This is a genomic window from Methylobacterium sp. 2A (assembly GCF_009806555.1).
In the GTDB taxonomy this organism is placed as follows: domain Bacteria; phylum Pseudomonadota; class Alphaproteobacteria; order Rhizobiales; family Beijerinckiaceae; genus Methylobacterium.
The window spans coordinates 206,672-220,963 of sequence record NZ_VUOK01000021.1; the positions used below are offsets into that span (position 1 = coordinate 206,672).

Sequence of the window (14,292 nt, forward strand, 5' to 3'; positions counted from 1 at the left end):
TGCGCGGGGTACCCGCTGCTCGCCGTTCACATAGGCCAGGAAGCCGGCTGGGGGAATCCGCCCGCACCCCGACCGGTCGAGGCGGGACCGCCTCAATGTGACGCCGGGAGCGTCCCGTCGATCAAGCGGACCTCGGCTGCCATGACGCCCTTCGAGCCGTCGCCGTAGCGCACCAGGACCGCCTCGCCCGGCTTCAACTCGGCGATCCCGTACCGGCGCAGCGTTTCCATGTGCACGAAGATGTCGGGCGTGCCGTCGCCGCGGGTCAGGAAGCCGAAGCCGCGCAACCGGTTGAACCATTTCACCACGGCGGTTTCCAGCCCGCTCGTCGGCGTCACGGTCACGTGCGTGCGCGGCAGCGGCATCTCCGCGGGATGGACCGCCGTCGCCTGATCGAGGGAGATCACCCGGAAGGCCTGCCAGCCGCGGGGCCGTTCCACCGCCTCCACGACGATGCGCGCCCCCTCGCTGGCTGCCTGGTAGCCGTCGCGCCGCAGGCAGGTGACGTGCAGCAGGATGTCGGGCGCGCCGTCGTCCGGCACGATGAATCCGAAGCCCTTGGCGACGTCGAACCACTTGATGTGGCCCGCCACTTCGACGAGCTCCAGCGCCTCGTCCGCGCGTGGTCCCGTCTCGCCACCGCGCGGATTCACGCCCCGATCAGGGTTCTCCGGCCCGGATCCGCGTTCGTCAGACATGGCCGAACAACCTACCCTGAATCACGCCGCGCCGTTTCCCGGCAAGATTAACGAAGTCCTGACTCGCGGGAAGCCCGTTTCGCCGGCACGGGAGTGTGACCGAGTTGCAATCTCGGTGGGTGTATGCGCGGCGGCAACAGTCGTTCCACCGCAAACGGCATGCGCAAACGCATTGCGGCGCGACCATCCCGGCGCGCTTCACGTTTCCGAGAGACCGGCTCTCGGCGACGCTTCCTGGCCCCGCGGTAGGCCCTTGGCAGGTCCCGGGCCGCCGTGATTTGGGTTCGCCGTCATGTCGGTCGACGTAGCCCCCATCCTCCGCCCCCTCGATTCCCCTGCCGGGGCCCGGTGGGACCGACTGCCGGTGATCGATGCGGCGCGGGCCGCGGCCCTCATCGCCATGGCGAGCTATCACACCCTATGGGACGTGGGATACCTGAGGCTGACCGCCGAGAATTACGCCGTGACGCCGGCCGGGCGTCTCGCCGCCGAGATGATCGCCGGCAGTTTCCTCGTGCTCGTCGGTGTCGGGCTCGTGCTGATGAACGGTCGGGGGATCCGGCCTCGGCCGACTCTGCTGCGCCTCGCGCGCATCGGCGGCGGCGCCCTCCTGGTGACCCTGGGCACGTGGCTGGCGTTTCCGGACGCCTATGTGTTCTTCGGCATCCTGCACTGCATCGCCGTCTCGAGCGTGCTGGGGCTCGCCTTCCTGTTCCTTCCCGTCCCGGTGACGGCGCTCGCGGCGGCACTGGTGCTCGCGGCACCGCATCTCGTGCATGCGGCATTCCTCGATGCGCCTGAACTCTTCTTCCTCGGCCTCGGCGCGGCGATGCCGCGAACCAACGATTACGTGCCGCTCTTTCCGTGGTTCGGGCTGGTGCTCGCCGGGATCGTCCTCGGCCGGATCGGGCTACCCAGGCTCGCCGGCTCGCGCATCGGCGCCTGGATTCCCCATTCCGCGCCCGGCCGTGGCCTGACCTTCCTGGGACGCCACAGCCTCACCTTCTACCTGATCCATCAGCTGGTGCTGCTAGCACTGCTGACCGGCCTGGTGACGGTGACAGGTCCCAATCCGCGCGCGGGCTTGCGGGCGTTCCGGGCCGATTACGTGACGATCTGCACCCGCACCGGTGGCGAGCCGCCGCTCTGCCGGATCGCCGCCCGCTGCACATCGGATGCGTTGCTGCGCGAGGATCTTTTCCGCGAGGATGGCCGTCCGTTCAGCCCGCTGGAGCGGCTGCGCGCCCAGGCGCTCTCGCAGGGCTGCTACGCCTCCCTCGAGAACGCCGCGCACGCACCGCGCTGAGGCCGGCAGCGGTCCGGCCGATCGATCCGGTCAGTCCTTGGCGCGCTCGACGTAGGATCCGTCCGCCGTCATGACGACGATGCGCGTCCCGGCCGCGATGTGGGGCGGCACGGTCGTGCGCACGCCGTTCGAGAGCGTGGCGGGCTTGTAAGACGAGGAGGCGGTCTGCCCCTTCAGGACCGGCTCGGTCTCGGTGACCTCCAGCGTCACGCGCTGCGGCAGCTCGATCGTCAGCGGCACGCCGTTATGGACGGACAGCATGACGGCCATGCCCTCCTGGAGGTAGGGCGCGGCGTCGCCGACCACATCCTCCGGAACCGCGATCTGCTCGTAATTCTCGGGGTTCATGAAGTGGAACCCCTCGCCGTCGCTGTACAGGAAGGTGTGCTCGCGATCCTCCACGAAGGCGCGCTCGACCTGCTCGGTCGTCCGGTAGCGCTCGGACACCTTCACGCCGTCCGTGATCCGGCGCATGTCGAGCTGGGTCACCGGCGTGCCCTTGCCGGGATGGATGTTCTCGGCGAACAGGATCACGTAGAGCTTGCCGTCCTTCTCGACGACGTTGCCCTTGCGGAGCGTTGAGGCGATCACCTTCACGGAATTGCGTCCTGCATTGACATGGGGGGCGGCACGCGCCAAGCGCGGGCGCTGCATCTCGGACCCCGCCACTATCGCATCTGCGTCCCGGTTGCCAGCGGGCGGCCGATTTGTCGTTGTGAGCCGGGGATGGAGCGCGTCGCGGCCGAGGATGGGGATGGGCCGGAGCGACCCGATCATGACAGGCGCAGCGTCTTCGCCCGTGTCCGAGCGCCCAGCGTGCTGACGAGCCCGCCCTCCCCCTGGTGGGCCGCCGAGCGCCACGCCGATCGCCGGCCGGCGCTGATGCAGCGCAACCGCCTCACCGCGGCGTTCCGGGCCTGGTTCGCCGAGCGGGATTTCGTCGAGGTGGAGGCGGCCTGCCTGCAGGTCTCGCCGGGCAACGAGGCGCATCTCTCGGCCTTCGCCACCGAGGCCGTGGGCGCCAGCGGCGCGCGCACGCCGCTCTACCTGCACACCTCGCCCGAATTCGCCTGCAAGAAGCTGCTGGCGGCCGGCGAGACGCGGCTGTTCAGCCTCGCCCGGGTGTTCCGGAACCGCGAACGGGGGCCGCTGCACCATCCCGAATTCACGATGCTCGAATGGTACCGGGCTGGAGCGCCCTACACGACCCTCATGGCGGATTGCGCCGACCTGCTGCGGCTTGCCGCCACCACGACCGGCGCGCGCCGCTTCACGTATCGCGGCCGCGACGCGGACCCCTTGGCGGAGCCCGAGCGGCTGACGGTGGCCGAGGCGTTCGATCGCCTTGCCGGGATCGATCTGCTCGCCACCGTGTCGCGCACCGGCGAAACCGACCGGGACGCCCTCGCAGGCGCGGTGGCCAACGCCGGTCTGCGGGTCGCGCCGGACGACACCTGGGCCGATCTCGTCTCGCGGGTCCTCGTGGCGCGGATCGAACCGCATCTCGGGATCGGGCGACCGACGATCCTGTGCGAATATCCGGTGAGCGAGGCGGCGCTGGCCCGGCCGGCACCGCATGACGGGCGCGTCGCCGAACGGTTCGAGCTGTATGTGTGCGGCGTCGAACTCGCCAATGCCTTCGGGGAGCTGACGGATCCGGGCGAGCAGCGCCGCCGCTTCGAGGCTGAGATGACGGAGAAGCTGCGCGTGTACGGCGAGCGTTACCCGATCGACGAGGAGTTTCTGGCGGCCCTGGCCGTCATGCCGGACGCCTCCGGGATCGCCCTCGGCTTCGACCGGCTGGCGATGCTGGCCTGCGGCGCGACCCGCATCGAGGATGTGATCTGGACCCCCGTCGCGGAGACTCAGGCGTGACCCATGCCCTGCGCAGCACCGACGATCTCGCCGATGCCGGCCTGATCTCAGGCGTCGAGGCCGACATGCTGCGCGCGATTCTGGACCGCTACGCCGTCTCGCTGACGCCCGACATGGCCGAGTTGATCGATCCATCGGACCCCGATGATCCGATCGCCCGGCAATTCGTGCCCTCGGTCGAGGAAGGCCGGGTCGAACCCGAGGAACGCGCCGACCCGATCGGCGACGCTGCCCACGCGCCCGTCGCCGGGATCGTCCACCGCTACCCCGACCGCGTGCTGCTCAAGCCGCTGCATGTCTGTCCCGTCTATTGCCGCTTCTGCTTCCGGCGGGAAATGGTCGGGCCGAACGGGCTCGGAACGCTGAGCGAGGCCGAGCTGGAGGCCGCTGTCGCGTATATCGCGCAGGATCCGCGGATCTGGGAGGTCGTGCTCACCGGCGGCGACCCGTTCGCGCTCTCGGCCCGGCGCCTCGGCGATATCGCGGAGCGGCTCTCGGCCATCGCGCATGTGCGCGTCCTGCGGATCCACACCCGCGTGCCCGTCGTCAAACCCGACAGCGTGTCGGAGGATCTCGTGCGGGCGCTGCGCCGATTCGGGCGCGCCGTTTTCGTCGCCCTGCACGCGAACCACGCGCGCGAATTCACGCCAGCCGCACGGGCGGCCTGCGCCCGGCTGGTCGATGCCGGCATCCCGATGGTGAGTCAGACCGTGCTGCTGCGCGGCGTCAACGACGAGGCCGGGACCTTGGAGGCCCTGATGCGGACCTTCGTCGAGAACCGGATCAAGCCCTATTACCTGCACCACGGCGATCTCGCGCCGGGCACGAGCCACCTGCGCACGGGCCTCGCCGCGGGACAGGCCCTGATGCGGACCCTGCGCGGGCGGCTCTCGGGCCTCGCCCAGCCGACTTACGTGCTCGACATTCCCGGCGGTCACGGCAAGGTGCCGGTGGGGCCCAACTACCTGTTCGAAACCGAAGACGGGCAGCGCGTGACCGACCCGGACGGGCGCGACCACGCCTATCCGCCGAAAGCGTGAGCATGAAGGCGTGACGATGCGCAAACTCTGGGGACGACTCACCTCGGTGAACGTGCAGAAGGCGGTCTGGGGGCTCGACGAAGCCGGGCTCGTCTACGAGCGGATCGACGCGGGCGGCGCCTTCGGGATCGTCTCCGATCCCGCCTACCGGGCGCTGAACCCGAACGGGCTGGTGCCGACGCTGGAGGAGGACGGCTTCGTCCTCTGGGAGTCGAACGCGATCCTCCGCTACCTGGCGGCGACCTGCCCCGCCCTCGGCTTACCCGAAGATCCCCGCGCCCGCGCCCATGTCGATCAGTGGCTCGACTGGCAGGCCACGACCTTCACGCCGGCCATGCGCGACGCCTTCTGGCAGCTCTTCCGCGCGCCCGAGCCCGACCGCGCCCTCATCGCCCAGTCGCTGAAGAACACGGAGGCTCAGGCGGCGATCCTCGACGCGCATCTGGCGGATCGGGATTACGTGGTCGGCGACCGCTTCGCGATCGCCGACATCGCCCTCGGCTGCGCGGCGCATCGCTGGCTGAACCTCCCGGCCGAGCGCGTCGAGCGCCCGGCCCTGCGCCGGTGGTACGAGCGGATCGCCGCCCGGCCGGGGGCGGCCAAAGCTCTGGGCGAGCCCATCGGCTGAGCGTTCCGGCGGGCTTGCCGTCGCGCGCGCCGGATCCACCTTGGCACAGTGTGCGGCGCTGATCGCACCGCTTTCAGGAAGCCCCGATGGCGATCGACCCGACCCTGCGCGACGCGCTCTCCGCGGTGACAGCCGCAAGCCTCGCCCGCGCCCTGGCGCGGGCCGGCGTCAAGGCGTTCAGCCCGCGGGGCCTGTCGGCCGGCGGCGGCGGAACCGCGATCGGGACCGCCTACACGCTCCGGATGATCCCGACCCGGGACGATGCTGCGGGCGATCTCGCCGCCGCGATCGAGGCTGTTCCCGAAGGCGCGGTCGTGGTGATCGATGCCGCCGGGTCGGGTCTGGCCCTGCCCTTCGGTGCCATCCTGTCGGCCCGGCTCGCCCAGCGCGGTGCCGTGGGCCTCGTCACCGATGCGGCCCTGTCCGAGGCGATCGGCCTGCCGCATTGGAGCGCGCCCCAGGGCGGGGTTGGGACACTCGCGCTCGTCGGCACGCAGCAACCCGTCGCGTGCGGCGGGGCCGCGATCCATCCCGGCGACATCGTCGTCTGCACCGAGGCCGGGATCGTGGCGCTGCCCGCCGCCATCGCCGAGCGGATCGCCTTTGAGGCCGTCGAGCAGCAGCGCCTCGATCTCTGGATCCAGCGCGAGGTCGAACGCGGCGAGAGCCTCGCCGGCCTCCTGCCCCCGGATGCGGCGGCGCTGGAGCGGTTCCAGGCGGAGACGAAGACGGCGTGAGCGCCGCGTTCTTCCCGCTCTCGAAGGTGATCTACTTCCTGATCACCCCGTCGAATTTCTTCATCTTCGCGGTCCTGATCGGCGTCCTGCTGCTTCTGACGCGGCTTCGGCGGACCGGCTCTGTCCTCGCGCTGCTGGGCGCCGCCGGCTTGGCCCTTGGAGGATTGACTCCCCTCTCGGAGGCGGTCCTTCTCCCCCTCGAACAGCGCTTTCCGCCATTCCCGACGGACGGCCCGCCGCCCGCGGGCATCATCGTGCTCGGCGGTGGGATCGAGTCCGGCCTGTCCGAGGCGCGGGCGCAGATCGTCGTCAACGATGCCGGCGAGCGGCCGATCTATCTGGCCGATCTGGCCCGGCGCTACCCGGCGGCCCGGCTGGTCTTCTCCGGCGGCAGCGGCTTCATCGGGGGCGGGATCGCGGAGGCCGACATCGTCAGCCGGCAGGCCGATACGATCGGCGTGCCCCGCACGCGCCTCATCTTGGAAAACCGCTCGCGCAACACCCGTGAGAACGCGACGTTCACGGCGGCGCTGGTGCAGCCGAAGCCCGGCGAGCGCTGGCTCCTCGTGACGTCGGCCTGGCACATGCCGCGGGCGGTCGGATGCTTCCGGCAGGCCGGGTTTGCGGTCGACGCCTTCCCGGTCGACTACCGGACGCGCGGCTGGGGCGACCTGACCCGCTTCAACGGCTTCGCCTCGGACGGCCTGCTCCAGCTCGACCTGGGGGTGAAGGAGTGGATCGGCCTCGCGGTCTACCGGTGGGCGGGCTACACGCCGGACTGGCTGCCGGGGCCGGAGGTGCCTGCGGGCAGCGCCAGCCGGTAGATTCCCCGAAAGTCGTCGGGGTCCACCGGCTTGCCCTTGCGCAGGATCGCGACGCGGCCCGCATGGGCGAGGCGCACCGCAACACGCCGCACCGGCTGCATCAGGGGACCCCACCCGTCCGGATGCGGGCCGCCGAGCGCCCGGGCGACCTCGGAGGGGCAGACGGTCTTCTCCGCTCCGCGCGCAGCCACGAGGCCGAGCATGGTCTGCTCGATCGCCGTGTCGTCCGGTCTCGTCTCGGTCATATCCGGGCCTCTTCCAGGGACGGCAGGAGCGGCCCCTCGTGGGGACCCTCTCCGGCTTCGATCAGCGCCGAGCGGATCTCGGAGGCGAACTGCCGCCGCCACATGATGATCACCACCGCCGATGTCGAGACGAACAGCACGTAGGGGCTGATGAACCAGCCGAGATACGCCAGCGCGAAGAAGAAGGCACGCTGCCCGCGCGCGAAGTGGCGGCCGGCGCTGACATTCATCGCGGCGAGCCGCCGCACGGCCCGCAGCATCTCGGCCTCGCTCGCCCCGGACCCTTTCGGCGGCACCGCGCCGAGCAGGATCGCCGCATAATTGAACAGCCGATAGGCCCAGGCGAACTTGAAGAAGGCGTAGACGAAGACCAGCGCGAGTCCGGCGACTTTGAGCTCCCAGGTGAGCCGGCTAGCCACCATGCCGAACGGCAGCGTGGCGAACAGGTTCAGGACGTCGTCGCCGGAGCGCGACAGGGTGAGGACCGACCCGAGGGCGATCAGCGAGGTCGAGGCGAAGAAGGCGGTGCCGTTCTGAAGGGAGGCGTTGATCTGCGTGTCGACCACCCGGTTGTCACGGCCGATCACCTGCCGCGCCCAGTTGGAACGGTGGCCGTTCATGATCTGGCTGAGGGACACCATCCGGCCTCGGAGCCGGCCGACGGACAGCCCGTACGCCACCCAGGCGAGGATGAAGTACAGCAGCGCCCCGAGATCCAGGGGCGAGAACGCGGCCTGGCCGGCGGATAGATCGGTCATGGATGTCGAATAGCGTGTTCGCGCAGGGCCACGACGCATATCAGCCAAGAGACCGGCGCAGAAGCCGCACGCAAGACCAGTCGGTTCAGCCGCGCAGGATCTCGAAGCCGTCGCGCTCGGGCGGGGCGTCGCGCTCGCGCGCGGTGATGTCGGTGACGCTGGCGCCCGATGGTCCCGACCGGCACAGCATCAGCATCTCGGCCACGGCCTCCGGCGCGCCGCTGAAGACGGCTTCGACCGCGCCGTCGTCGCGGTTGCGTACGGAACCGGTCAGGCCGCGCGCCCGGGCCTCGCTCTGGGTCCAAGCCCGATACGATACGCCCTGCACCCGCCCCTTGATGACGACGGCGACCGTCCGTGTCTCACGCATGCAGATGCAAACCCACCAAAGGACCCGCGCATCTCTGCGCGGGCCCGGATTGCCTCACTCGGCCGCGATAGGGCGACGCACATTCGCGTCGATGACCGCCGACCGCGTCGCGCCGGTCCGTACATGGGTCGAGTAGAGCATCAGGCCGGTGAAGGCGATACCGCCGACGATGTTGCCGATCAGCGTCGGGATCTCGTTCCACAACAGGTAGTCCATGACCGTCAGATGGCCGCCCATGAGGATCGCCGACGGGAACAGGAACATGTTCACCACGGAGTGCTCAAAGGTCATGAAGAAGAACACCGTGATCGGCATCCACATGGCGATCACCTTGCCGGGCACCGAGGTGGACAGCATCGCGCCGATCACGCCGGTCGAGACCATCCAGTTGCACATCATGGCGCGGACGAAGAGGGTCAGCATGCCGGAGGCGCCGTACTTCTCGTAGCCCAGCGTCCGGGCCTCGCCGATGCCGGCGATCAGCTTGCCGACGGCGTTCGGCTCGGTGGCGAAGCCGAAGGTGAACACGATCGACATCATCACCGCGGTGGTGAGCGCGCCTGCGAAGTTGCCGAAGAACACCAGGGCCCAGTTGCGCGCGACGCCCGCCACGGTGACGCCGGGCCGCTTGTCGATCAGCGCCAGCGGCGTGAGCACGCAGACGCCCGTGAAGAGGTCGTAGCCCAGCAGGTACAGCATCGAGAAGCCGACCGGGAACAGCAGCGCGCCGACCAGCGGCTGGCCGGTGGTCTGGTTGATGGTGACCGCGAACGCGGCGGCGAGCGCCAGGATCGCGCCGGCCATGTAGGCGCGGATGAAGGTGTCCTTGGTGGCCATGAAGACCTTCGACTCTCCCGCGTCGACGGCCTTCTTCACGAAATCGGCGGGCGCCAGATACGACATACGAAACTCTCCCTCGCAGACGCGCGCTGATCGCCGTTGACCGACGGGCGTCCTTTGCAATTCTGAATGGCCGGTCGGGCGCGGTGAGGCTTTCCGCCCGCCAGCTCGAACGTGGGCAAGCATGTCGCGTACCAGTTGTGGCGCGATCAGGCCGGACAGCCGTGCGACCAACCGCTCAACTCCCGGATGTAGGCCGATGGCAGGTCCGCCGCGCGAGCCGCCGCCAGGACGGCGTTCAGGTATCCGGGCCGCGGACGACCGGGCGCGGTGGAGCAGCCGCGATAGATCAGGGCGCGCTTGACGCCCTTCGGGCTCCGGATCGGAAGAGAAGCCTTCGTATAGAGGCCGCCCGCCACGCCCTCGTAGCGGTCGAGCGCCGGGATGTCGCCGCCGGCGAGTTCCCAGAGCACGCCCCAGACGGTGTGCCGGGCATGACGCACCACCGTGGCGTAGCCTTCGCGCATGATGATGAAGCGGTGGCCCGGCAGATGCCCGACGCCGATCAGCCGCGAGACCGGGCAGCGCAGGGCCATCGCGGCGGCATCCATGTTGGCGCCGTAGGCGAAATAGAGGGGCATGCCGCGGCGATCAGCAGCCGCTGGGCCTCGCCATCGCGCCGCGGTCGGTGCGTCCCAAGGGATCGCCCGTGCAGGCGCGTGATGCCGCGTCGGCCACGGCCGGGGTGATCGTGGCGACCACGGACGCGCTGACGGTTTCCCCCAAACCCATGACCCGATGCTCCCGCGCGCGCCGCCCGAATCGATGTAAGAGGATCGCCGTGCAAAGCCAGACCGCCATGCGGAAGGCTGTTGCCGGAATCGGATTCACCGGCAACATCCGCCAGACCGCTTCCAGGCTATGATGCGGATCTGCTACAGCGGGCGGCGCGACCGAACCCGGCTGCGGTTTGTGCCCCCGCCGCTCCCGCGCTAAGGCAGCCGCGCCATGTCGCACAACACCTTCGGCCACCTGTTCCGCGTCACGACCTTCGGCGAGAGCCACGGGGTCGCGCTGGGCTGCGTGGTCGATGGCTGCCCCCCCGGCCTGCCGCTGGAGGCCGAGGAGATCCAGGCGGAGCTCGACCGGCGCAAGCCCGGCCAGTCGCGCTTCACCACCCAGCGCCGCGAGCCCGATCAGGTGAAGATCCTGTCCGGCGTCTTCGCCGACGACCGCACCGATGGACGCCAGCTCACCACCGGCACGCCGATCGCGCTGGTGATCGAGAATACGGACCAGCGCTCGAAGGATTATTCCGAGATCCGCGACAGCTACCGGCCCGGCCATGCCGACTACACCTACGACGCGAAGTACGGCATCCGCGACTATCGCGGCGGTGGCCGCTCCTCCGCCCGGGAAACCGCGGCGCGCGTGGCCGCCGGCGCCGTGGCCCGCAAGGTCATCCCGGGGATCACCATCCGGGCAGCCCTGATCCAGATGGGTCCGCACGCCATTGATCGCTCCCGCTGGGACTGGGCTGAGGTGGAGCGCAACCCGTTCTTCTGCCCCGACGCCGAGACGGCGAGCTTCTATGAGGAGTACCTCGACGCGATCCGGAAGGATGGCTCATCGGTGGGTGCCGTGATCGAGGTTGTGGCCGAGGGCGTCCCGCCGGGCCTCGGCGCGCCGATCTACGGCAAGCTCGACGCGGATCTCGCCGCCGCCATGATGTCGATCAACGCCGTGAAGGGCGTCGAGATCGGCGACGGGTTCGCAGCCGCAGCCCTGCGCGGCGAGGACAATGCCGACGAGATGCGCGCCGGGAATGACGGGCGCCCCCGCTTCCTCGCCAATCACGCCGGCGGGATCCTCGGCGGCCTCTCCAGCGGCCAGCCGGTGGTGGTGCGATTCGCTGTGAAGCCCACATCCTCGATCCTGACGGCGCGCCGGTCGGTCACCCGCGACGGCGCCGAGGTGGATCTCGTCACGAAGGGCCGCCACGATCCCTGTGTCGGCATCCGCGCCGTCCCGGTGGCGGAGGCCATGATGGCCTGCGTGCTCGCCGATCATTACCTGCGCCACCGCGGGCAGGTCGGGCCTCAGGCCTGATCCCGCTCCCGGCCCCACCATTTCGAGAATGCCCGTGCCCCACTGCACCGTCACCGAGGCCATCGCGGCCTTCGCCAAGGGCGAGATCGTCGTCGTCACCGACGACGACGACCGCGAGAACGAGGGCGACCTCGTCGTCGCGGCCTCGCTCTGCACGCCCGAGAAAATGGCGTTCATCATCCGCAACACCTGCGGCATCGTCTGCGCGCCGCTCACGCAGAGCGAGGCCAAGCGGCTGCACCTGACACCGATGGTCGCCTCGAACGACGCGCCGCTCGGCACCGCCTTCACGGTCACGGTGGATGTGAAGCACGGCCTGACCACGGGCATCTCGGCGGAGCAGCGTTGCAACACGGTCCGGGCGCTCGCCAACGGCAACATGGGCGCGGGCGATTTCGTGCGCCCCGGCCACGTCTTCCCGCTGATCGCCCGCGACGGCGGCGTGCTCATGCGGTCCGGCCACACCGAGGCCGCGGTCGATCTCTGCCGCCTGGCGGAGCTGCCTCCCGTCGGTGTGATCTGCGAGCTCGCCAATGACGACGGCACCGTGATGAAGGGGCCGCAGATCGAGGCTTTTGCCGAGAAGCATGGACTCAAGCAGGTCTCGGTCGCCGATCTCATCGCCTACCGGCAGGCCCGGGACCGGCTGGTGGAGCGGGTCGGGCATTTCCCGGTCCGGTCGAATCACGGCGACATGAACGCCTACGTGTTCTCGACGCCCTTCGAGACGATCCAGCAATTTGCCTTCGTGATGGGCGAGATCGGCGACGGGCGCGATGTGCTGGTGCGCCTCCATCGCTCCAACGTCGCGGCCGATGTGATCGGCGGTGGCAAGCAGATCGACGCGGTGCTGCGGCGCTTCGCGGCGGCCGGGCGCGGGGTGCTGGTCTATCTCCGCGACGGGACGGCGGGCGTGCCGGTCAACAGCGTGACCGAAGAGGGCACCGAGGCCCTGCGCGCGCGTCAATGGCGCGAGGTCGGCCTCGGGGCACAGATCCTGCGCGATCTCGGCGTCGTCTCGTTCCGGAACCTCGCGACCTCGTCGCGCGCCTATGTCGGCCTGTCGGGCTTCGGCATCGAACACCTGGGCGACGAGCCGTTGGAGGCGTAGCCGGCTCGTCAGGCGCGGCGCGCGACCGTCCAGATCGCGGCGCCGGCCATGATGGCGGCGGCGCTGCGGTTCAGCCGTCGATGGAATGCGGAACTCTGCAGCGCGTGCCGCGCCCGGGACGCGAGGGCCGCGTAGGGCGTCGTCACCGCGATGAGGACGAGGGCCGTGACGGCGACGAGCACGGCGAAGTCGCTGCGCGTGACCGACCGCAGGTCCAGGAGGGTCGGCAGCACCGCGAGATAGAACACGATCGTCTTGGGGTTGGCGAGCGTCACGGTCAGTCCGGCGAGGAAGCTCGCGAGGGGGCGGTCGGCACCGCGACGCGCCACGGGCTGCGCCCGCGCCGCAGCGCGCCAGAGCTGGATCGCCAGATAGCCGAGATAGAGGCCGGCGCCGACCCGGACCACGACGAAGACGTCGCCGAGCGCCTCGGCCACGCGGGTCAGCCCGAACACTGCGGCCGCAAGAAAGGTCAGATCGCCCAGGATCAGGCCCCCGGCGAACGCCATCCCGGCCCGGAACCCGGAAGCCAGCGCCCGGGCGACGAGCGCCACGACCCCCGGGCCCGGGATTGCGGCAGCGACACCCAGCGCCAGCGCGTAGGCCAGGAAACCGGCCGTCGTCATCGCGCACATCCTGTCCGGCGGCTGGCGGCCGCCGCCATGAAGCGGCTCGGCGCTCTCATGATTCTGATCCCCCGAAAGCCTGAGCCTACGGTGCGATCCGATGAGCGCGCAACGATCCTATCGACCCATCAGCGCGTCGACATGCGCGGCGGTCGACTTCGCGAGACCTTCCAGGCTGTAGCCGCCCTCCAACACCGAGACGATGCGCCCACCGGCGCAGCGTTCCGCCAGCTCCATCAATCGCCGCGTCGCCCAGGCGAAATCCTCGGCCTCGAGCCGGAGATTGGCCAGCGGATCGAGGCGATGGGCATCGAACCCCGCCGAGATCACGATCACATCCGGCCGAAACGTCTCCAGGCGCGACAGGATGCCGGTCTCGAAGGCCTCGCGAAAGATCTCGCCGTCGTCGTTCGGCTGCAGGGGCACGTTGACGATCGTATCCCTGTCGCCCCGCTCCGAGGCGGCGCCGGAGCCGGGGAAGAGCGGCATCTGATGGGTCGAGCAGTACAGGACGGAGGCATCGTCCCAGAAGATGTCCTGGCTGCCGTTGCCGTGATGGACATCCCAATCGACCAGCGCCACGCGCCCGGCGCCGTGCTTCGTCTGGGCGTAGCGGGCCGCGATGGCGGCGTGATTGAACAGGCAGAACCCCATGGACCGGGTCCGCTCCGCGTGGTGGCCGGGCGGCCGCATGGCGACGAACGCGTTGCGGCACTCGCCCGCGACGACGGCGTCGATGGCGTGCGTGGCACCGCCGATCGCCCGCAACGCCGCCTCCAGGCTGCCGGCCGACAGGACCGTGTCCGAGTCGATTCCGACCATGCCCTGCTCCGGCACCGCCGCGACCAGCGCGTCGATATAGGAGCGGGGATGGGCGAGCGCGGCGATCTCCAAGTCCGCACGGGGCGCCGAAGCGCGCACGAGGCCGGCAAAGCGTTCGTCTTCCAGCGCGCGTTCGACCGCGCGCATCCGGGCTGGCCGCTCCGGGTGGCCCTCCGGCACGAGATGATCGAAGCTGGCGGGATGGCTCACGTACAGTGTGGTCACGACGGTCGCTCCCGGGTCCGGTCCTGTCGCGCGTCTGCAACAGGAGCCGGCAATGTGCCACGGTCGCAACGCGCGGAC

General features: G+C 70.0%; 18 protein-coding genes. 8 read left to right on the forward strand and 10 right to left on the reverse strand.

Translation table 11 applies throughout. The annotated features are described in order from the left end of the window. Positions 1–92: 92 nt before the first annotated feature. Complete coding sequence (locus FVE89_RS11985; RefSeq protein WP_246730642.1) at positions 93–698, reverse strand: cold-shock protein; 606 nt, start codon at positions 696–698, stop codon at positions 93–95. A 292-nt stretch (positions 699–990) separates the two neighbouring features. Here FVE89_RS11985 and FVE89_RS11990 point away from each other — a divergent pair, with 292 nt between their 5' ends. Then, positions 991–2,004 (forward strand): heparan-alpha-glucosaminide N-acetyltransferase, encoded by a 1,014-nt coding sequence (locus FVE89_RS11990; protein WP_160534173.1) that lies wholly within the window; start codon positions 991–993, stop codon positions 2,002–2,004. Positions 2,005–2,034: 30 nt separating this feature from the next. Here the strand turns inward: FVE89_RS11990 and efp are convergent, their stop codons facing one another. Further along, positions 2,035–2,658 (reverse strand): elongation factor P, encoded by a 624-nt coding sequence (gene efp / locus FVE89_RS11995; RefSeq protein WP_202130732.1) that lies wholly within the window; start codon positions 2,656–2,658, stop codon positions 2,035–2,037. A gap of 165 nt (positions 2,659–2,823) precedes the next feature. On the opposite strand from efp, the gene epmA reads away from it, so the two are divergent. The 5 genes from epmA (at position 2,824) to FVE89_RS12020 (ending at position 7,108) form a co-directional block, all read left to right on the forward strand. Beyond that, positions 2,824–3,879, forward strand: coding sequence for an EF-P lysine aminoacylase EpmA (gene epmA / locus FVE89_RS12000; RefSeq protein WP_246730685.1), 1,056 nt, complete (start codon positions 2,824–2,826; stop codon positions 3,877–3,879). Further along, positions 3,876–4,919 (forward strand): lysine-2,3-aminomutase-like protein, encoded by a 1,044-nt coding sequence (locus tag FVE89_RS12005; RefSeq protein ID WP_160534176.1) that lies wholly within the window; start codon positions 3,876–3,878, stop codon positions 4,917–4,919. Before epmA ends, FVE89_RS12005 begins: the two co-directional genes overlap by 4 nt. 16 nt (positions 4,920–4,935) lie before the next feature. Then, a complete protein-coding gene (locus tag FVE89_RS12010) occupies positions 4,936–5,547 on the forward strand; it encodes a glutathione S-transferase family protein (RefSeq protein WP_160534177.1) in 612 nt (203 codons plus the stop codon). An 86-nt stretch (positions 5,548–5,633) separates the two neighbouring features. After that, positions 5,634–6,284 carry a dimethylmenaquinone methyltransferase gene (locus FVE89_RS12015; RefSeq protein WP_160534178.1) on the forward strand — a complete coding sequence of 217 codons (651 nt, stop codon included), beginning with the start codon at positions 5,634–5,636 and terminating at the stop codon, positions 6,282–6,284. Next, entirely contained in the window at positions 6,281–7,108 is an 828-nt protein-coding gene (locus tag FVE89_RS12020; RefSeq protein ID WP_160534179.1) for a YdcF family protein, read from the forward strand. The genes FVE89_RS12015 and FVE89_RS12020 overlap by 4 nt, the downstream gene beginning before the upstream one ends. On the opposite strand, the gene FVE89_RS12025 is transcribed toward FVE89_RS12020, so the two are convergent. The 6 genes from FVE89_RS12025 to FVE89_RS12050 all read right to left on the reverse strand — a co-directional run bounded on the left by FVE89_RS12025 (position 7,051) and on the right by FVE89_RS12050 (position 10,212). Continuing rightward, positions 7,051–7,353 carry a DUF3253 domain-containing protein gene (locus tag FVE89_RS12025; RefSeq protein ID WP_160534180.1) on the reverse strand — a complete coding sequence of 101 codons (303 nt, stop codon included), beginning with the start codon at positions 7,351–7,353 and terminating at the stop codon, positions 7,051–7,053. The genes FVE89_RS12020 and FVE89_RS12025 overlap by 58 nt on opposite strands. After that, the gene (locus FVE89_RS12030; protein ID WP_160534181.1) at positions 7,350–8,111 is read right to left on the reverse strand and encodes a DUF599 domain-containing protein; all 762 of its coding nucleotides are present in this window, start codon (positions 8,109–8,111) and stop codon (positions 7,350–7,352) included. Before FVE89_RS12030 ends, FVE89_RS12025 begins: the two co-directional genes overlap by 4 nt. An 85-nt stretch (positions 8,112–8,196) precedes the next feature. Next, the gene (locus FVE89_RS12035; RefSeq protein ID WP_160534182.1) at positions 8,197–8,481 is read right to left on the reverse strand and encodes an acylphosphatase; all 285 of its coding nucleotides are present in this window, start codon (positions 8,479–8,481) and stop codon (positions 8,197–8,199) included. Positions 8,482–8,535: 54 nt separating this feature from the next. Further along, on the reverse strand, positions 8,536–9,384 hold the full coding sequence (locus FVE89_RS12040) for a formate/nitrite transporter family protein (protein ID WP_160534399.1): 849 nt from the start codon (positions 9,382–9,384) through the stop codon (positions 8,536–8,538). Positions 9,385–9,530: 146 nt separating this feature from the next. After that, positions 9,531–9,962: a gamma-glutamylcyclotransferase family protein gene (locus tag FVE89_RS12045; RefSeq protein ID WP_160534183.1), complete on the reverse strand. Its 432-nt coding sequence runs from the start codon at positions 9,960–9,962 to the stop codon at positions 9,531–9,533. Positions 9,963–9,972: 10 nt separating this feature from the next. After that, positions 9,973–10,212: a hypothetical protein gene (locus FVE89_RS12050; protein ID WP_160534184.1), complete on the reverse strand. Its 240-nt coding sequence runs from the start codon at positions 10,210–10,212 to the stop codon at positions 9,973–9,975. 117 nt (positions 10,213–10,329) lie between these two features. On the opposite strand from FVE89_RS12050, the gene aroC reads away from it, so the two are divergent. Next, entirely contained in the window at positions 10,330–11,430 is a 1,101-nt protein-coding gene (gene aroC / locus FVE89_RS12055; protein WP_160534185.1) for a chorismate synthase, read from the forward strand. Positions 11,431–11,464: 34 nt separating this feature from the next. Continuing rightward, complete coding sequence (ribB, locus tag FVE89_RS12060) at positions 11,465–12,541, forward strand: 3,4-dihydroxy-2-butanone-4-phosphate synthase (protein ID WP_160534186.1); 1,077 nt, start codon at positions 11,465–11,467, stop codon at positions 12,539–12,541. An 8-nt stretch (positions 12,542–12,549) separates the two neighbouring features. On the opposite strand, the gene FVE89_RS12065 is transcribed toward ribB, so the two are convergent. After that, entirely contained in the window at positions 12,550–13,167 is a 618-nt protein-coding gene (locus FVE89_RS12065) for a LysE family translocator (protein ID WP_160534187.1), read from the reverse strand. A gap of 117 nt (positions 13,168–13,284) precedes the next feature. Beyond that, positions 13,285–14,214, reverse strand: coding sequence for a histone deacetylase family protein (locus tag FVE89_RS12070; RefSeq protein ID WP_160534188.1), 930 nt, complete (start codon positions 14,212–14,214; stop codon positions 13,285–13,287). Positions 14,215–14,292: the final 78 nt, after the last annotated feature.